Consider the following 19,087-nt stretch of genomic DNA (forward strand, 5'->3'; position numbering starts at 1 on the left):
GATCAGACTCTCTCCGAGCCGCTTATCCAACATCAGCTTTTCTCAGGGCTCTTCGACGGTCCGCTTATGGCCGGCCGGATCAAGTGCAAGGTAAGCGAAATTCCCTACTCTGCGCATCAAAATCGAATCCAAGGCATTTGGTTGCACAGACGACTCCTTTGCCTTGACTGGAAACGCTACGACAGCGCGCCATACAATGCTTCCATCGCCCCCGCAGAGAATCCAGCATGCCTGTCTCATTGGTCCGCCCTGCCCCCGCCCCGCTTCTGGCCCCTGGTGAAACCGTGGTGCTTTTCGACGGCGTCTGCAAACTGTGTAACGGCTGGGCGAAGTTTCTGATCCGGCACGACCGTCACCATCGCGTTCGACTGGCAGCGGTGCAGTCGCCCGAAGGTCAAGCCTTGCTGGCGTGGGCAGGGTTGCCCGTCGATGCGTTCGACACCATGGCGGTCATTCGCGACCAACATTACTGGGTGCGCTCGGAGGCATTCTTCGAAGTGGTTACTCTGTTGCCGGGAGCGTGGCCAATGTTTCGGGTGCTGCGTATTTTTCCACAGTGGTTTCGTGACTGGGCTTACGACCGCGTCGCGCTAAACCGCTATCGTCTGTTTGGAAAACACGAGTTGTGCATGCTGCCAACACCTGACCATCAACGGCGCTTCCTCAAGGGATTTTCGTGAAGGGGATGCGCCAGGTTCACTGGCTGGCACGCGGCAGCCTGGCTTTCATGTTCGCTTACCACGGCCTGGTGCCGAAGCTCATCGCATTAAGCCCCGGCGAGCAGATGCTGTTGCAGGCCCACGGGCTGGAACATTCAACATGGTTGGCGCAGGCGGCAGGCGCGGCAGAACTGGTGCTGGCCGCAGTGTTGCTTCTTCTACCTCGGCTCAACTGGCCGCTGCTGCTCGGCGGACTCATCCTGCTAGCTCTGCTGGTGGATGTGGCGATCATGCAACCCTCAATGCTCTTGGACGCGTTCAATCCGGTCACGTTGAATGTGGCGGGAATGGCGCTATGCGCCATCGCGTGGGCTACAAGGACAAGGGATCAGTCACCTTGGGGAAGTCAGGAACGCAGCTGAACACTAAGAACATTAGGTGACGAATGTCAGCCTGGAACGATAGCGGACTACTTGCCGGTCAGGAACGTATAGATGAACAAGCCGAAAAAGGCACCACAGGACAGGTAGGCCATTGCCATCAAGCACTTTCCTGCCTTCTCAGCGCTCCCCTTGCCCTCGCGATACACAATGCTGCCCGTCACCCCGAAAAAAATAACGGGCAACATATAGGCCCGAAAATGTGCGACCACTTGCGCCCGCTCAGGCAAAAACCAGATGAGAATCAAGAAAAACAGCAATACGCCGTACGCTAATCCAGCGAATACGAAGGAGCCGCTGAGTGTTTTATTGCGTTTGGCTTGAGTCATATTTCCGCTTCCTTGCGCATTGACGAGCAATGTAAATGCCCCGAAATATCCTACTTGAAGCGAACGGCCTGACGGCAGGCTTTGGGGAGCATCTGCAGTGGACCAGAACAGTCTTCGATAAAAGCAACTACGCCGGCCAGAATAACGATATTTCCCTGCCTGAAACAACGTCCTCCAAAGGACGAATGAATCCATCAGATGTGCCTCGAAGGCCTCCGGCGAATAAGATCAAATGAGATATCGTGTCGAGCCCTCGACCCGCAAACATCCCAAGGACGCCAATGCTCAGTTCACTCATATCAAATGGTCAGCCACAAACGCCTAACCCCTCAGAACTGATGGTGCCCTGGTGGAGTTTCACGAAAACAGTCCTGGCGGCAACAGCCCTCTCATTGGTGCGTGATGGGCTGATCGGGTTGGACGAACCTATTCCCGATCAGCTTTTCACGTTACGCCAGCTACTGCGGCATGAAGCAGGTCTCGCTGATTATGGCGAACTGGCGGAGTATCACGCCGCCGTTTCAAACAGCGAATCAGCCTGGTCAACAGACGAAATGATGCAGCGCCTGGACGTCACTCGACTTCGATACAGCCCCGGAACCGGCTGGCGCTATTCAAATGTCGGATACATGCTGATCGGCAGGCTTATTGAGCGGCTAACTCATCTGACGCTTGATGAAGCGGTCAATCAACGGGCACTAAGCCCATTGGGCGTGTCAAACGTTCGTTTCGCCAAAACGCGAGCAGACTTACAAACCTCCCCTCTTGGAAGTGCCTCTAATTACGACCCCGCCTGGGTCTATCACGGCTTGCTGGTCGGCCCAATATCGCAAGCAGCGGTATTCCTGGATCGACTGCTGTCCGGTGATCTTCTCCCGAAAAGCCTACTTCAGGAAATGCAGGCAGCGCGGGGATTGGGCGGCGCGATTCCCGGGCGCCCATGGGTCAATGCCGGCTATGGCCTCGGTGTCATGCAGGGTTCGATTGACGGCGGGTTTACCCTATGCGGACACACAGGCTGCGGGCCTGGCAGCGTCATTGCCGTTTACCGTATAGATGACGGCGACACATCGGCGTGTTGCGCAGCGTTTGAGGCGAACGCCAGTGAAGGAGCGGTCGAAGCCTTTGTTGCTGGAGAACTGGTACAGGTCTTGCGGCAAGAGACGGAAGGCGTATAAGCCCTTTTTTGCCTCAGCTTTGTGGTTATTCGGCGATTGACCGCTTTGGGTCGAAAGCAGCCGGTCGTGGCTGACCGCTTCCGACCTAGGTCGGCCGCTCGTTGAAGTCAGCTAGCTGCCAATTGCAGCCGCCCAGGGTAGAAGCTGAATGTCGGCGGTTGCATGTACTGACATTTCGATCCACGACCTATAAGCACTTGTAGTTTCAGCAGGCGCCGTAACGCACGCGATGGCTGCGACATAGGCGTTGCAGAACAAAACACACGCTCTGGGGAATCAATAAACTGCCTTCGAAACGATATCCCGTCGCAGCACGCGTCGGAGGTAAATCGGGGCCTCTTCCGGGCCGGCCATCGCAACTAACGGCGGGCAAAATAACCCGGTTTCTGGGGGTGATGGTATCGATCATCTTGCCGGTAATCGGTGTTTGGATTGGGCCCCAGATCCCCGAGGCCCCGCCCTGCCCGGTCTTGGCCAGCTTGATCTTGCTGAGGATGGAGGCGGCGGATCGGGTAGGTACCTTCACCGCACGCTGACATCCCACTGCCGATTACGGCTTCCCGCTCGAGCTATCTGCCAAGTCCAGATTTATGCTCTCAGGTGCAGGCGCCGCCGCATCGCTTGGCTCGACAGGTGTGGCTAAGGCAGCGGCGGCTTGAGCGGCGGTCGGCGTAGATGCGGGCGCGGGCCGAGCGGCAGCGGCGGCACGAGCAATGGCAGCGGCACCGGCAGCCACGGCGGCCGGCGAACGGGCAGGGCCCGCGGACGATTGGCCTACGCCCACATTAGCAAAACGGGCTTGAGACCTCATAGAGGCTTGGGCCAAGGCGGAAGTCGGCACTGGCGCTGGTTTGGGTGCACTTCGGCTCGCCGGTGTTGCCGGGGCAAGTGTGCTGGCCTGGGCGGCTGGTTGCGGGGCCTGGGCAGGTTGGGCTGGAACCGGCTGGGCGACAGGCGCCGGTGCAATTGGAGTTGGCTGCGCTTGCGCCGGTGCGATTGGCGCTGGCTGCGCTTGCGCCGGCGCAACTGGAGTTGGCTGCGCTTGCGCCGGTGCGATTGGCGCTGGATGCGCTTGCGCCGGCGCGACTGGAGCTGGCTGCGCTTGCGCCGGCGCAACTGGAGTTGGCTGCGCTTGCGCCGGTGCAGTTGGAGTTGGCTGCACTTGCGCCGGTGCTACCGTGGCGGTAACACCCGCCTGGCCGCCGGTAGTCTGGGGGCTACCGGTATTCAATGCGGCGCGGGCAGCCCGGTTGCTGGCATGGGCATTGTAGGTCTTGTTGACCGTTTCGTAGGTCAAACCAAACATGGCAGCGGCGCCAGCGTTATTAAAGAACTGAGACACAGCGGGCGAGACCTTGCCCTTGGTCAGAGTGTCCAGCGCCAGGGGCAGGGCCCCTGAAATATTGTTCCAGCTCAAGCGCGCAGGAGAATGGTCAAGCAAACGCTCATAGTCCTTGAGCGGTAACAATTTGCTTGCATCGGTCTGAAGCTTTTGCGTATCGCCCACTTCAGCAAGGCTGGCGTGCTTGCCTCGGTAAGCATCCACTGTCTCGATGGCGGTGTTAGCCAAGGCGCGTATGCCCGCCACCGTGTTGATCGCGCTGTTGAGCGCCGCGCCGGTCAGTGGTTTGCCATGCTCATCATTAACCGTTGGGCCCGCCGCCGATTGCCCGGCGGGCAAGGCATGGCCGATCACCGCATCTTGCAGGTAACCCATGGCCAGGGTCATCGCTGAGTACGTCCAGGCATTGGCGTTCGTATGATCGGAATTGACACCATGGGTGCTCGTGCCGTTGCTGCTGGTGGTGGTGGAGACGGTCGCCTGCAAGGTTTCGCGGCTGGCGGCGTAGGTCAGATTGCGCATCTGGGTCGCCAGCACCCGGGCAGCCAGGGCGCCATCGCCATGGCTGTGGCTCAGCGCGGACATCACCAGGAAAGCGGCGTCGGCCACGATCTCGTTGCGCGTCACATTGCGCGAGTCGCTCTTATGTTCGGCTGTGAGCGCGGCTTTTTCGGTCGGCGTCTTGCTCTGCCACTGCTCGGGGCTGAGGCCAAAGTGGCCCCTCACCCCCGCTTCCGGGTCCGGGTGTTCCAGGCGTGAATGACGATAGAGGTTCGCCGCTATCTTGGTGCCGGACACCGCCACTTGGGCGGCCATCAACGCCGGGGCACCCTGGTCCTGAAGTATTGGCAGCATGGCATTGTAGGCATGCATGAACACTTCTTCGCGGGCGAAGGTCGTGGCCCCGCAGGTCACCGCCTGTTGCAACGCGTGCCCCGCCATGGCGCCCATGGTGCGGCCCGAAGGCAGGCTGTTCCGCGTATCGTCAATGAGCATGCCACCCGTCGCCAATGCCGAGTGACCAGCGTTGCGCAAGCGGTCCTGCAGAGTAGGTGGTTGATGCCCCGCATTGCCTGCGTTGCCTGCGTTGCCTGCAGACGGCTGCGTGCTGGGCAGTAGAGGGGCCGTAACGTGGTTATTGCCAATGCCGCCAACCATCAGATATTGCTCCCGTTCAAACGCCTGCCGGAGGTAGCCCCAGGCCGCTGATTACTGTCAATGCCAACGGCCAGGGTCACGAAACGCACCAGCCAGCTCGCCAAGTCGTCGCCATCGAGCCCAGTACTGTCCCAGCGCGCTTGCAGACTGGCGCCAGCCGGTGCCAGGGCGACGCCACATTGGGCGCCGGTCATCAAGTACAGATTGCTCTGCAACGCCGCGCCGCGTTGCTCATTGCCGTTCAGGGCAACCGCCACCGGCGTGCTGAGCAACAGGTGGCGTTGGTCGGGGTCGGCGATAATGTCGATGTAGCGATCATTCACCTTAAGCGAGCCCACGCTACCGAACGCCTGGCCTGGCAGCGGCACTTGAAGAGCAGTGAAGGCCCGCTCAAGCAAAGGTCGGTGCCACTGGTCGTTGATCTGCTGCTGAGCGATGGCGTCGACCTTCTCGCCCAGCTGCGCCAATTGCGAGTTGGCCGGTGCCATATCCGCCGAGGGCTGTTCGGGAGGATTTTCGCTGGCGTTGGCGGCGGCTATCAGCGTGACCAGCAGGCTAGCCCCCAGCGCTTGCATCTGCTCGAGGGCCTTGATCAGCGCCTGGCTGTCGTTATGGTGGTAAAAGGGCAATTGCTTGACCAGCAGCGTGGCGCCGCTTGCATCCTGGGCCCACACGCAGGTGTCCAGGGCCATGCTCACGCAGTTGGCGCGCAGCAGGGCCTCGCGCCAAAGCAAAGGGCTGATCCCGGTCGGCGACTGAATGAACCCCAGCAGGGACCATCTGGGCGGTTCCTCTTGCTGGCGGACCATCACCACGTTCAAGGGTGACAGCGTCAGCATGCCGTAGCGTGTGAAAGTGGCGGCTGCCTGGGGCGACAGACCCAGTGCGCGGGCCACTTCGGTCAGCCAGGAGCGGGTGTCGTCCCCCATTGGCGGGAGGCCGTTCAGCGTCGTGTCGGCGGGCGCATTGCGGGCCCGGGGCGAGCGAGACGGCGTAGAAAAACGCAGGTTGGGGTCTGTGAGCATGAAATCACCAATCCGTCAGCGCCTTCTTTTAAAGCGCCCTGGCACGTGGGAAGCTGCTACCAGGGGCGTTACAAGTAGGCAAGGCATGTTCGTAGCTGTGTGTGGTACCAGCACGCAGATCGGTTCCCCGCCATGTACTGCATTTTTGTACTGCCGAGGGGTCAAAGGCTGCTCCCAGCGATGGCCCCTTATCGGGCAGAACCGTCTCTCGCCCCCGCGACATTAATGCCTAGGTTTCGCTGTCACCTACGATTGCGGGAGTCGCAGCCGTTCCGGCTAACAGCCCACCATCAATGTTGAACTCACTGCCCGTGATATACGTGGCTTCATCCGACGCGAGCAACAAGGCCAGAGCGGCCACCTCTTCAGGCATTCCGAATCGCCTGAGCGGCGTGTCTCGAACCAGCGCAGCCATTCGCGCTTCGCGACCGGCATCGCTGCCTAACATGGGTTCCCACATGGGGGTCAGAATGGCCGCCGGGTGTATCGAGTTGCATCTAACCTTCAGCCCTTGTTCGGCGCAGTAAAGCGCCACCGTTTTAGTGTGATTGCGGACGGCAGCTTTGGAAGACGCATACGCGGCGGCACCTGGAATGCCCACCAGACCGGAGCGAGAGGAGATGTTAACGATGGAACCGGCGCCTGATGGGCGCATGGAGCGAATGGCGTATTTGCATCCGAGGAATACACCGTCGAGATTGGTTTGATGCACCGAACGCCAATCTTCCAGCCGTGCATGTTCCGGGTCATGCCGCACAGCGCCATCCTCGAATCCGGTGATGCCCGCGTTATTCACGAGAACATCCCAACGGCGGCCGTCATTTGAAATCTGCCCGGCCAATCGTTGCCAATCTTCTTCACGCCGCACATCCAGACGCAGAAAACAGGCGCCCCCCCCCAACGCGCTTGCAACCGCACGACCAAGCGCTTCGTTGATATCCGTGACGTAAACGAAGCAACCTTCTTGCACAAAGAGTTTTGCAATGGCGGCACCGATGCCTTGAGCCGCGCCGGTAACGACGGCTGTCTTGGAGGCCAGTTTATTTTCCATAAATGATTTTATCTCCAGGGTAAGGCGTGTAGAGCGCCCATGATAACGAGCCAATGTCCTGTGCCATGATCACGGTTGGCGAAGAGGCTAGTCCATAACCGAACGCCACGAAACCTGAACTTCAAAACCTGACTCAGGGTCATAAAAACACTTCAGCCACGCCCCTCAAGGTGCCTTATGCGTTTGATACCCGAATTGAACAGCGACGCTCACGTGCTGATTTGCGGCGCCAGCCGAGGTATCGGCCTGGCGCTCTGCGCGGCGTTGCTGGCTCGCGATGATGTGGCTCAGGTGTGGGCAGTAGCGCGAAACGCCACCACCTCCCTAGAGCTGGCAACCCTTGCAGCGCAATATGGCGACCGTCTGAAACGCGTCGACTGCGACGCGCGTAATGAGCAATCCCTCGAAGCGCTCGTCAGCGAGACGCTTGCAGGATGCGATCATCTGCACCTGGTTATCAGTGCGCTGGGCATTCTTCATCAGGACGGCGCCCGAGCAGAAAAGGGGCTGGCACAACTGACCCTTGCGGGCCTGCAAGCGAGCTTCGCGACCAACACCTTTGCGCCGATCCTGCTGCTAAAACACCTGCTTCCGTTACTGCGCAGACAGCCTGCTACGTTCGCGGCGCTCTCAGCGAGGGTTGGCTCAATCGGCGATAACAGATTGGGTGGCTGGTACAGCTACAGAGCCAGCAAATCGGCGCTCAACCAGTTGCTGCACACGGCCAGTATCGAATTGAAACGCCTGAACCCTGCCTCGACTGTCCTGGCCATACACCCGGGCACGACCGACACGGAGCTGTCTCGGCCCTTCCAGGCGAACGTGCCTGAGGGCCAACTGTTCGAACCGGCGTTCTCGGCGGAGCGCATTCTTGAAGTGGTCGGCGCACGCGGGCCGGCCGACAGCGGGACCTTCTGGGACTGGAACGACAAACCTATTGTCTGGTGACGTGTTCCACTGGCGAAAACATGACTTCGATCATTACTTCGCCAACGCTTTCACCAACGCCGGCGTCACGTAATGCGGGCCATCGAACAGGTACAGCGGGTAGCCGTCATAGGCGGCCAGCTGCGGTTTGAGTTCGGCAGCCGTCGCGGAGCGGAAGCCGCCGCCATAGTTGGGGCGGAAGGCTTCGACGATGATGCGCACGCGGTCCTTGCCCAGGCGTTCGCGCAGGGTGTCGGCATAAGTGCGGGCGACCGGTGCGCTGCGGGCGTAGACACCAACGCCGTCCTGAAAGAACACGCCGATGTCGTCTGGCAGCCATTGCTTGAGCCAGTCTGCAGTGGCGGCCGGGCCGATGTTGGCGCCGTCATAGACGCTGATCCACAACGGCCGCGGAAGCTTGGCCAGCAGCGCGGGTAGCTCCTTGGCGCGGGTCCAGCTGGGGTCGACTTCAGCCGGGAAGTAATAACCGGTGACGTGCAACGGCGTCGGCAGTTTGGCAATGCGCTCCGAGACGGCGGCCAGTTGCTCGATGTTGTCCCGGGAGCGGTTCTCGCTGAAATATCCGGCCAGGCCGATGATTACATCCTGGGCCCAAGGTTCTTTGGCAATACGTGCCCAATCGGGCAGCACCGGTACGCTCGGCAGACCGGTGCCTGGCACGAATGCCTGATCGTCGACCACGGTCCATTGCACCATCAATTCCCTGGCACCGAGCTGGTCCCATTGCCCCTTGATGCCGACTGTTTTGTTATCGGGCTGCCAGACAATTCCAACGATGCCCGGGTCCAGCCGTTTTTGCGTGGTGGCGTAAAACATGGCGGTGCCTGTGACCAGTGTCGCTGCAAGCAGCAGAACACCTAGAGTGGCACGCCGGGGGGTCCTGCCGAAAACTTTCAAGGAAGCGCCTTTTTGATGCGCTGGTGCCACTGGTTCAGCGACGTCACGCCCTTGGCATTCCATTGGGTTGCTGCATCAGGGCCGAGATGGAACTGACCCTCATTGAACTGCCAGACGATCACCTGCGGCTTTTGCTGAGCAAAATCCGGCGATTCCAGGTATTGCAGCAGTGTCGCCCAGGGGCCGACGTCGCCGGGGTTCCAGGTCAGTGTGACCGGGCGGTCCAGGGCGTTGGACAGTTTCTGCGTGTAGCCAAGGTAAGGCTGCACGAAGCTGTTGCCGATGACCTGAACAGGGGCCGGGGCGTCGTCGATCAGCAGGTCTTTCTCGACCTGATGGCGCACGGTGTAAATGTCTCGGCCGATGGCCTTGCGCTTGATGGACGGCAGGAAGTTACTGGCCAGATCGCCGAAGGCGCGCTTGTCGAACCATTCCCCCAGCACTGCACCGCCGCCGGGTTCACCCTGCAGGCGATAGCGTCCGGTGATCAGTTTCGCAGTGGCATCGGCCGTGTTTTCGGCGCTCCAGGCGGTCCAGTGGTAGTCGGCCCGGTAAAACGCCGTCTGCTTGCCTTGCTCGGTGGCTTGCAGGATCGGCTTGATGTTCAGGGTCGTCAGGCCAGCCTTGGCCAGTTCGCCTTGCAAACGGTCGTAGCGCTGCACCACGGCCGGGCTCAACGGATGGTCGGCAGGCAGCCGTTGGGCGTAGAACGGCGCTTTCATCGGCACCACCAGCACCACGAGGGCGATTTTCTCCCGTTCAAGTTGCTGCTGGACGTCCTTGATCAGGGCGATGTCGCGCGCAATGCCGGGGTTGTCGACAGTGTTCAGGCTTTCCCACGCAGGAAATAACCAGCCGCCCTGCCCGGTGATCACTGCCGAATCGGCTTGGGCAGCGGCGCCGGACAGGCTCAGCAGCGCGCCGGCAATCAAGCCGGATACCGAAGGACGGCGCAGGATGTGGCGAGGTTTTACTAGAAAGGTCATGGGGCAGTCTGGTCAACGAGGCCGATCAGGCGGGGGGTCTGGCGTGAGCCGACCAGGAACAGGCTGTAACGGTCACCGGCCTTGAAGGGCTCAAGCTTGAGCGGCAGGCTGGCGCTTTGATCGCAGCTGGCAATCAGGGTCGCCTGCACCGGATTGATGGTGCGCTGCGCCTGGCCATTGAGCGGCAGCTGGCTGAACACGCTGGAGCCGTTGGCCAGCTTGATCTCGGCTTTGTCACAGCCGGCGCTGAGGTTGTAGACGTTGAGTTCGGCGCGCAAGTCTTTGCCCCGCGGCTGCGGGTCGATCACCACCCGGGGGGCGGCCGCTGGATCGCTGTTCAAAATCACCGTGACAAAGGCGTTTTTCGGCACGTTCAGGCCCTTGAGCTCACGCTGGTTGACCGTAATGCGCAGCGGTTGCCGCGAATCCACCACCTGGAAAGGACTGGCCACCACCGACTGCGCAGACAGGGCAACGCCGGGCTTGTTGTCCACGCTCACTTGCACGGCGCCGTCGGCGGGATTGACCACCCGCACCCAGGCCGAGCCTTCCGGCAGTTTCGGCGCATAGAGTTGGGCGATTTCCGACGCAGCCTGAGCCACTGTCGACGCCATGCCCAGGCTCAGTCCGAGCCCCATCAGCCAATACATACGAGGGTGCATATCCGTCCTCAATAGGAGTAAGTCAGGCGAGCGAAAACACCTTTGGCGCGGTCATCGCCAGACACTTTCACTCGGTATTGCAGCGAAAAATCCACATAGGAGCGCGGCGCGTTGTACGCGTCTTCGCGGAACCAGTAGCGCACGTTGTTGCCCACGCCGACGCCCGCAGCATGGCCGGAAGCGTATTCGGTGCTGCCGTCGGAGCGGCTGTCGCTGTCCATCTTCGAGTCGTAGTCGTACGCGGCCACCACGTGGGGGAATGTCACCCAGCGCGAGCCGGCGCCGCCGATGGCGTAGCTGCGACCGCCTTGCCATTCGCTGTTGATGTAGTTGCGCGAATCGTTGACGTAATGACCGGTCTCGGCGAACAACTGCGACGTCCACCAGCTAGGGACATCAACCCGCAAATCGGTGCCGATGCTGGAGCCATAACCCAGGCGCAACAGCCAGTCGCCGTCGATGTCGGAGGTTCCCAGAGGAAAGGTCCGTTCCACGGCCGCCATGACGTTCAGTGTGGTGAACGGCTTGACCCGCACGCCCAAGGCGCCTTGCAGCGCATCCAGGCCGGTGTCCGAGTCGCTGTTCTTGCTCCACAGCGTGTCGGTGACCCGGCCATAGAGTTCGACGAAACGGGCGTTGCGGTAACCCAGCGGACGCCACGACAGTTCAGTGCTGTTTTGTAGGCTGTCGTTGCTGCTACTGCCGCTCCCGCTGTTGCCATTGCTGGTGCCGGTACTGGGCGCCGAGCTCAGGCCACTGCTGGAACTGTTGCCGCGATAACTGGTGGTGCTGGTCAGTCCCCAGGTGCGCGACACATCGGCCACGGCGCGGCGGGTGTCGAACAGTTGCTGGTCGGTCATGTCCAGTTCGCCGCTATTCCTGGCGTCGATCACCCGCTTGAAATAGCCGACAGCGTGTTCGTCGTCATTGACCCGCATCGCGTTGTAGGCCGCGTCCTGAGTCGCCGTCGGCGCTAGAGGCGTGGCGGCGTCTGCCTTGCGGAATGACTCATGGGCGCTGTCATCGTCGCCAGCCTGTACCGAGAGGTAAGCCACTTGCAGGTCGCTCATGCCGTCCAGCTCACCAGCGTCGCGGGCGACCTGCAGGCGTTCCCGCGCCGTGCGACGCTGGCCCAGGGCAGCATAGAGGCTGGCTTCTTCATACGTGGGCAGGCTGCCCAGGGCCAGGGCCTGAGTGAAGTCCTTGCGGGCACCGGCATCGTCACCAGTCTGCTGGCGCAATCGACCGCGCTGGGCCAGCAGACGAGCATCGTCACCATTGGCTTGCAGGCCATCACTGGCCGCCCCTATCGCTTCGGGCAGGCGCTTCTGCTCGGTCAGGGCACTGACCAGCAGGCTGCGATACGCCGGATTCTGCGGCGCCCGGCGAATGGCTTCGCTGGCCAGGGCCGCCGCCGAAGTGGCGTCCTTGCGGGCCAGCGCCGCGTAGGCCTGCACCGCCGTGTCCGTGCCGCCATCGCGCTGGTTGCCCGGCCAGATATCGCAGATCAGGCCGAACGCACTTTCTTGGCAGTTGAGGGCGGGCGCCGGAAAGCGCGTCGCGGTTTTCAGGCCACTGTTCTTCTGGCGCAACGCGACCTGGGCGGCGGCGCGACGGCGAGCGACTTCTCCGCCCGTGTCAGCGGGCAGCTTCTGCAATTGGTCCAGGGCCTGTTGCGGCTCGCTGTTGGCCAGCGCCAGGTCGGCGGCGAAAAAGCGAATCTCGCGCACTTCAGAATCCAGCAAGCCTTCGATGGACAAGGCCCGGTTCAGGTCGGCCTGTGCCGCCTGAGTCTTGCCCTGACGATCCAGGGCGTAGCTGCGCAGAATCCACGGCGCGGTTTCGCCATCGTCCTGGGCCAGTGCGCCGGTCGCGGCCAGTTCGGCGGCGCGGTAATCCTGGGCCGCGATCAGCGCGCTGATCAGCAACTGCTGGTGAGCGCCGATTTCCGGTGCCCAGGCCACGGCCTTGCGGGCCTGATCCACGGCCAGCGGCAGGTTGCCTTGTTCCAGCGCGCGATAACCGGCGATAGCCAGTGGCGCGGCCAGTTGGCGGCGAATGGCTTCGCGGCGCATCAGCAGGGTGTCGTCATCCGGGAAAACCCGCAGGGCTTCGGTGGTGGCCTGATCGGCTTCCTCCAGATGCTGTTGGCGTTGCAGGGATTCGATCAGCAGCAGGCGGTAATCCATGCGCTTGGGTGCCTGGGCGATCGCTTTGCGAGCGGACTGCGCGGCGACGCCGAAGTTGTCGCGATCATAGGCTTTGAACGCTTGGGCCGCCGCGCTGAAACCGGGGGCCGGGCGCGAAACCGATTGCGGGTAGCGCTTGGGGTTGTCGCGTTGCTCCTTGTCGCGTTGTGCCTGCACGATCAGCCGGTTCAGACGGGTAACATCGGCCCGCTGGCGCAAGGCTTCACGGGCCTTGGCGATGGCCAGGTCGTAGTCCTTGCGGTCGTAGGCGGTGTAGGCCTCACTGGCGGCCTGGTAAGCAGGACCGGTCAACGGCAGCGGCAGCACTTCGCCATGGACCAGCGCAGGCAAAAGGGTCAGCCCCGTGGCCATGAGCGTCAGGAAGGGGCGGTTCATGCCGGGAGCTCCGTTGGGTAATGACTGTGCTGACGGGCCACGGCCTGTTCGATGGTGGTCCGCGGCAGCACGCCGCTGTCGACGAGGTAGTCGCCAATGCGGCCATGGTGCTGCGGGCGGTAATTGAGCATGGTGCGGTTGAACACGTCGCGGTCCAGCAGCCCCATTTCGATCAACAGGTCACCCAGCATCGGCGCGCGGGCATTGGGCACCGGCTGGCCGTCGAGCGCGTTGACGTTGCGCAATTGCGCGACGATCTCGCTTTCACGTGCAATCAGTTGCACCGGCTCGCTGCCCAGCTCATCGCTGATCTGTTGCAGACCTTCAGCGGACAGCGGGCTGGCGACAGCGATCTGCGCACGGCCTGCCTCGTTGATGCCCAGCGGCACAACACGCCAGCGCAGGGCAAACTCGTCGGCCAGCAGCGAGGCGTCGGCTTTGTGGGCGACATCGAACACCCGCGGCAGATCGTTCTGGAACGCGATGGCTTCAGCCAGGGTTTCGTCATCCAGCCAGCCGTGGCTGAGCAAAATGCGGCCCAGTGGCATGTGGCGGGTTTGTTGTTCGTCCAGTGCCGTTTGCAGGTTGGCGTCGTTGATCGCCTGCCAGGACAGCAACACGCTGCCCAGCTTGCGCGGTGCGGCGGCCACCAGGTCGGTGGACGGGAAGTCGTGCATGGTCTTGTCCCAGACCAGCTTGCGATTGAGCGCCTTGCCGACCAGAAACATGCGCCACGCCCGGGAGGCGGCCATGAAATTGACGAAGTTGCCCACCACCATGCGCGGGATCGACAGCAAACCGTGCTGCCAGCCATACAGCACCGTCGTGAAGTAGCAGCGGTGCAGGATGCGCCAGCCCAGGGCTAGGCCGTTGGCAATCAACAGGTACTTGATCCAGCCGTTGGATTCAAACGGCGTCGGGAAACTCACGTTCCACAACCCGCTCTGGCGCAGAATAATCAGCGCCACCAGTTGCACCAGAATGACGTAGGCCAGGATGCTGACAAACGCTGTCACCACGCCCTTGCGGTCGCGAAACAGCAGGTACCGGTTGGCCAGCGAGCCGTTCCAGCCCATCTGCTCCCAGCCTTGCAGGCCGATGCCCAGGGTCCAGCGCGCTTTCTGGCGGAACGCCGTGCGGAAGGTGTCCGGGAAGAATTCACGGACACACAGCGGCATCTTCAGGGTGGATTCATAGGGTTTGCGGAACCACGATTTGCGCAGCACCCGGAACTCCACCGGGAAGCGTACGAAAATGGCGTTCATGCCGACTTTGGCCAGGCGCGCGCCAACGTCGTAGTCCTCGGTGAGGCTGTCGGTGTTGAACGGCTGGTTCTGGGTTTCCCCGGCCAGCACTTTCAAGGCCCGGTGCGAGAAGCAGGTGCCGACGCCGGCCGAGGGCACGGTATCGGTCATGCTTTCGCGGACCACCAGGTCCTTGCCATGCCATTCGGCAAACTCGTCCATGTACGTGCCGGCTACCCATTCGTACCAGTTGCGCTCCAGGGAAACGACCGGCAGCTGAATCATGTCCTTGCGCGGCAACAGGTAGTTGAACAGGCGCAGTTCCAGCGGGTGCAGCACGTCTTCGCTGTCGTGCAGCACGACACCGGCGAAGGTCATGCCGTGGGTCTGTTCATGCAGGAAAATCGCCTGAATCACCCAGTTCAGGCAGTCAGCCTTGCAGGTCGGCCCGGCATGGGGGACTTCAACGCGATGCAATTGCTTGTAGCGCCGACGCATGCGCTCCACCTCATCGATGGTGCGCTGGTCGTTGATGTAGGTGCCGACGAAGACCACGTAGTTCTGGTAGTCGAGGGTCGACACCATGTTCTCGATCATCGGCGCGATGACGTCGTATTCCAGCCAGGCCGGCACCATGATCGCCAGTGGCTGTTCATCCCGGTCCAGCAATTGCCGGGCGGTCAGTGGCCGGTATTTGCGGTCCGCAGTGAACTTGCGAAACAGGCGGCGAGACCAGTACCACAGATCAATGAACAGATCGTCCAGGCTGGAGATCAGGATCAGCACCGCGACCACAATGGTCGCGACCTCCAGGAAGCTGTAGTAATGAGCCAGCCAGTACGGCCAATAAAGCGACGTCATCGAAGGGTTCCGTTACTGGCGATTGCGACGGGCGCTACGGCCGGCCAACATCAGGATGAGCACCAACAGGATGCCGCCGGGAATCAGCCACAACAGCGAAGGCGTGCGCCAGGCGTCGAGGCCCTTGGGCTCTTCTCTGTCGATGAACTGGCTGCCGCTTGGATCCTGGGTATCGAAGGTGTTCACAACACCGTTGTCGCCCAGGATTGACACGTCGCCGCGGGTCAACAGCACCGGCTTGGCAAACACAGGGGCGTCGCTGCCAAGAACGCGATAGACCAGACCGTGCTGACCACCGGCATCCACCGCCTGCAATGACGCCAGGTGGTTGAGCGGCGACAGGTCCAGCAGCGGCTGGTCCTTGTGGTTGATACGCAGGCGACCCTGGTCATCGACCTGAACCGATTCCTTGCTGTCCTTGAGCGGCAGCTCGAAGGCCAGGAAGTCTTTGTCCGGCGTGACCGTGGCTTTAGGGTCGCTGCTGACTTTCAATTCAGCGCGCAGCGGCGAAACGCCCGCACCGTCAGCCACCGAGATCACCTGCGGCAAGCTGCTGGCCGGGTGATCCAGGTAAGCCTGGGGCACAAGGATCTGCGCGTTCGCGGCGTAACGGGCGGCCATGCCGGAGAAACCGTCATCCAGGGAAATCTTGTCCAGCACGATGTGGCTGGTCGGCAATACGGAAACCGGGAACGCCTGCGGCGTTTCCAGGCAGCGATCACTGACGGGCTGACGCTGGAACGAGACCCGCAGGACGTTTCTGGAACCCAGGGCGTAGCTCGGGATGCGCGCTTCGATGCGTTGCTTCTCGCCGTTGGCAAGCAACTGTTGCGCGCCGATCAGGTAGTCGTTGAGGAACAGTGACGCCACCGGAGCGGTGTCCGAAGCGCCAGGGGCGGCGGACACATCGATCACGGCCTTGACGGGCAGGCGACCGTCGTAGGCCACGCTGCCCAGCGGGAACGAAGCGCTCCAGTCGGACTTGGCGAGCACGTCGATAGGGCCGGGGTTGCCGCCCAGATTGGTCAGGGCCACACGGCCGTCGGCACTCAGCGGCATCTGCGCTTCGCTGACGGTCAGCGTGCGACTGCGTGCCAGTTTGTTCCATGCGCTGCTGAACAGGGCCATGGCCTTGCCGGCCGCGTCAGGGGCGATCATCAGTACCGGACGAGTGCCGAGCAACGCCAGACGCACATTGTCCGTACCTTTGGCGGCCATACCGGCGTTCACGTGACGTTCGCGCCATTGAGTAAACGCGCCGCCCGCAGAGGCATCCAGACCTTGAATCTGGCTTTGCAAGGCGTCCAGGGATTCGTTGATCGCCTTGAGCAATTGCGGGTCGTTGATGGCCAGGTCCGCCTGCACATCAGGGGTCTGGCCGAGCATCAGCAATGCGCCGATTTCCGCCGGGTTGGCCAGGGTATGCGGGCCTTTGCCGTTGAGGGCGGCGAAGGCCGGGATGCTCTGCAGTTCGGCCGGAATGCGCAGGCCGCTCAGGTCAACGCTGTCCTGTACGGCAGGAAACGACAGGATGCGCGCATGTTTGCCAATCCGTTCAAGGGCCACGCCCAGGCGCCAGGCGGCGTCGTAAGAGCCGGCTGCCAGGCTGCCCGGAGCGACCATGATGCCCGGCTTGCCCGGCAATGCGGCCCAGGCAGCGCCGACGTCCTGCAACAGGTTGGCGTCGTAGCTGTAATTGAGGCGGGTGTCCGGTTCGATGCGCAACACGTTGCCAATCGCGCGTTCGTCTTCACACAACACGCGAGAAACGATCGACGACCAGGCCACGCCCAGGCGCACCGAGCCGCTGTTGCGAGCGGCTTTGTCGACGCCCAGCGTGGAGCTGGCGTTGCCTTGTGCTTCGCTGAGCCCTTCGGCCCGTACCGGATAACCGTCCAGGGACAACAGCAAGGTGTTGCGACCGCCCTCCCCGTTGAGGTAACTGGCATCGAAGGTCAGCGACGCGTCGGTCAACGGCACACCGGCTGGAACCGGCAGGTACAGTTCGCGGCGCGAATCCGTGGAACCGAGCACGATGGGTGCATCGATGCCCAGATCGCTCAGGCGGATCTCCCGGTGTTGCTGGGTATCGGCATTGAGTCGGTTGATCGCCTCGGTGAGCGGGCTGTCCGCCGCCAGGGCAAAGTTGGGCACGAGCGCGAGCAGGCTCACGCCACAGACAAGGGCGCTAAGCGCGCCCGTTTGGGTGGCAACGGAAGACTTCATTAAGGCAGATCTCAAGCTGATAGAGGGGCGGGCGGTCGTTCGATCGGTCTTTACTGGTACGTGGAGGCCGGGCGGCTGCTGTCCGGTGTCGGGGCGCTTCGCCCATGCTCAAGGTATTTGGGCACGTGCAGCTGGCCGACCACGAAGTCGTTGACCGGGCGGCCCATCAAGGCATCGACGATGCGCGAACTGGCTTTGCCGTCGCCATAGGGGTTGGCCGCCTGGGATGCGCGACGCCACAGCAGGTCATCGTCAAACAGCGCGTTGACGCCGCTGATGATCGAGTCCGGTGACGTCCCGACCAGCCGCACGGTGCCGGCCGCAACGGCTTCGGGCCGCTCGGTCACCTCGCGCATGACCAGTACCGGTTTCCCCAGGCTCGGCGCTTCTTCCTGCACACCGCCGGAATCGGTAAGGATCACGTGGGCGCGCTGCATCAGGCGCACGAACGCCAGGTAATCCAGCGGTTCGATCAGGTGCACATTGGCCAGATCGCCCAAGTGCTCGGTGACCGGGCCCAGGACGTTAGGATTCAAGTGCACCGGATAAACGATCTGGATATCGCTGCGCTTGGCCAGTTGACGCAAGGCTTTGCAGATATCCAGGAAGCCGTCACCGAAGTTTTCCCGACGATGGCCGGTCACCAGCAGGACTCTGCGGTCGTCCCGCAGGAACGAGAATTGCTGATCCAGCCGGGTACGCAGGTCAGCGTTCTCCTCAATGCGTCGAGCGGTCAACTGCAGGGCATCGATGACCGTGTTGCCGGTCACGAAGGAACGCCCTTGCAAGCGCTCGCCCAGCAGATTGCGGCGCGACTCATCGGTCGGGGCGAACAGCAGGTCGGCACTCAAATCGATGCAGCGGCGGTTCATTTCTTCAGGCCACGGGCTGTAGATGTCACCGGTGCGAAGACCGGCTTCGACATGGCCCACGGGGATGCGGCGATGGAAGGCACACATCGACGCCACCATGGCGGACGTGGTGTCGCCGTGCACCAGCACGCGGTCCGGCCGGGTGATTTCCAGCACCGGATCAATCGCTCCGTACAGCGCGGCGGTCAGCGAGTTGAGGGTCTGGTGCGGCGTCATCACATCCAGCGTGAAATCGGCTTTCAGATCGAACAGCTCCAGCACCTGCTTGAGCATGCTCTGGTGTTGGCCGGTGATGCAGATCTGCGAGTGAATACCCGGCTCTGCAGCCAGCGCTTTCACCAACGGCGCCATCTTGATGGCTTCCGGACGTGTACCGAAAATCGACAGGATCTTAATCCCGGAATGACTACGAGCGATGATGCCCTCCTCACACGGCTTGTCCGCGCCTTCTCAATGCTCCAGGCGTGATCGCCTCTTGAGCAAACAGAGATACTGAGTTTATGGGGCCGGGGACTTAATCAGAATGGAGGCTTGATATTTCACTTCGTGTGAGATGGCGCATTGCCTTGCTTCCCGGAGCAGGCCGGATTATTAACATTAATATCGATGACTGCAAAGGCAGAT

The 19,087-nt window shown here is 61.9% G+C and carries 15 protein-coding genes; 4 read left to right on the plus strand and 11 right to left on the minus strand.

Going from position 1 to position 19,087, the window contains the following annotated elements; genetic code table 11:
- The first annotated feature begins 227 nt into the window (after positions 1-227).
- Together QWI20_RS16460 and QWI20_RS16465 are read left to right on the plus strand one after the other, a co-directional pair.
- Positions 228-680, plus strand: coding sequence for a thiol-disulfide oxidoreductase DCC family protein (locus tag QWI20_RS16460; protein WP_369306353.1), 453 nt, complete (start codon positions 228-230; stop codon positions 678-680).
- Between the two features lie 5 nt (positions 681-685).
- Positions 686-1,081 carry a DoxX-like family protein gene (locus QWI20_RS16465; RefSeq protein ID WP_369306416.1) on the plus strand — a complete coding sequence of 132 codons (396 nt, stop codon included), beginning with the start codon at positions 686-688 and terminating at the stop codon, positions 1,079-1,081.
- 47 nt (positions 1,082-1,128) lie between these two features.
- Here the strand turns inward: QWI20_RS16465 and QWI20_RS16470 are convergent, their stop codons facing one another.
- Positions 1,129-1,428: a hypothetical protein gene (locus QWI20_RS16470; RefSeq protein WP_369306354.1), complete on the minus strand. Its 300-nt coding sequence runs from the start codon at positions 1,426-1,428 to the stop codon at positions 1,129-1,131.
- Positions 1,429-1,709: 281 nt separating this feature from the next.
- On the opposite strand from QWI20_RS16470, the gene QWI20_RS16475 reads away from it, so the two are divergent.
- Positions 1,710-2,606, plus strand: coding sequence for a serine hydrolase domain-containing protein (locus QWI20_RS16475; RefSeq protein WP_369306355.1), 897 nt, complete (start codon positions 1,710-1,712; stop codon positions 2,604-2,606).
- Between the two features lie 550 nt (positions 2,607-3,156).
- Here QWI20_RS16475 and QWI20_RS16480 read toward each other — a convergent pair.
- From QWI20_RS16480 to QWI20_RS16490, 3 genes are all read right to left on the minus strand, one after another.
- Positions 3,157-5,106, minus strand: a complete 1,950-nt coding sequence (locus QWI20_RS16480; protein ID WP_369306356.1) for a hypothetical protein — start codon at positions 5,104-5,106, stop codon at positions 3,157-3,159.
- Positions 5,106-6,131: a type III secretion system chaperone gene (locus QWI20_RS16485; RefSeq protein ID WP_369306357.1), complete on the minus strand. Its 1,026-nt coding sequence runs from the start codon at positions 6,129-6,131 to the stop codon at positions 5,106-5,108. The genes QWI20_RS16480 and QWI20_RS16485 overlap by 1 nt, the downstream gene beginning before the upstream one ends.
- A gap of 229 nt (positions 6,132-6,360) precedes the next feature.
- Complete coding sequence (locus QWI20_RS16490) at positions 6,361-7,182, minus strand: SDR family oxidoreductase (RefSeq protein WP_369306358.1); 822 nt, start codon at positions 7,180-7,182, stop codon at positions 6,361-6,363.
- A gap of 177 nt (positions 7,183-7,359) precedes the next feature.
- Here QWI20_RS16490 and QWI20_RS16495 point away from each other — a divergent pair, with 177 nt between their 5' ends.
- Positions 7,360-8,130 (plus strand): SDR family NAD(P)-dependent oxidoreductase, encoded by a 771-nt coding sequence (locus QWI20_RS16495; protein ID WP_369306359.1) that lies wholly within the window; start codon positions 7,360-7,362, stop codon positions 8,128-8,130.
- A 33-nt stretch (positions 8,131-8,163) separates the two neighbouring features.
- Here the strand turns inward: QWI20_RS16495 and QWI20_RS16500 are convergent, their stop codons facing one another.
- The 7 genes from QWI20_RS16500 to wecB form a co-directional block, all read right to left on the minus strand.
- The gene (locus QWI20_RS16500; RefSeq protein WP_369306360.1) at positions 8,164-8,946 is read right to left on the minus strand and encodes a hypothetical protein; all 783 of its coding nucleotides are present in this window, start codon (positions 8,944-8,946) and stop codon (positions 8,164-8,166) included.
- Between the two features lie 77 nt (positions 8,947-9,023).
- The gene (locus tag QWI20_RS16505; protein WP_369306361.1) at positions 9,024-10,013 is read right to left on the minus strand and encodes a twin-arginine translocation pathway signal; all 990 of its coding nucleotides are present in this window, start codon (positions 10,011-10,013) and stop codon (positions 9,024-9,026) included.
- Complete coding sequence (locus QWI20_RS16510; protein WP_282371729.1) at positions 10,010-10,675, minus strand: alginate O-acetyltransferase AlgF; 666 nt, start codon at positions 10,673-10,675, stop codon at positions 10,010-10,012. The genes QWI20_RS16505 and QWI20_RS16510 overlap by 4 nt, the downstream gene beginning before the upstream one ends.
- Positions 10,676-10,683: 8 nt before the next feature.
- Positions 10,684-13,260: a bacteriophage N4 adsorption protein A gene (locus QWI20_RS16515; protein WP_369306362.1), complete on the minus strand. Its 2,577-nt coding sequence runs from the start codon at positions 13,258-13,260 to the stop codon at positions 10,684-10,686.
- Positions 13,257-15,365, minus strand: a complete 2,109-nt coding sequence (locus QWI20_RS16520; protein ID WP_369306363.1) for a glycosyl transferase family protein — start codon at positions 15,363-15,365, stop codon at positions 13,257-13,259. Before QWI20_RS16520 ends, QWI20_RS16515 begins: the two co-directional genes overlap by 4 nt.
- A gap of 12 nt (positions 15,366-15,377) precedes the next feature.
- Positions 15,378-17,591, minus strand: a complete 2,214-nt coding sequence (locus QWI20_RS16525; protein WP_369306364.1) for a hypothetical protein — start codon at positions 17,589-17,591, stop codon at positions 15,378-15,380.
- Between the two features lie 50 nt (positions 17,592-17,641).
- Positions 17,642-18,859 (minus strand): non-hydrolyzing UDP-N-acetylglucosamine 2-epimerase, encoded by a 1,218-nt coding sequence (gene wecB / locus QWI20_RS16530; RefSeq protein WP_369306417.1) that lies wholly within the window; start codon positions 18,857-18,859, stop codon positions 17,642-17,644.
- Positions 18,860-19,087: the final 228 nt, after the last annotated feature.

The organism is Pseudomonas sp. W2-17, assembly GCF_041060445.1.
Taxonomy (GTDB): domain Bacteria; phylum Pseudomonadota; class Gammaproteobacteria; order Pseudomonadales; family Pseudomonadaceae; genus Aquipseudomonas.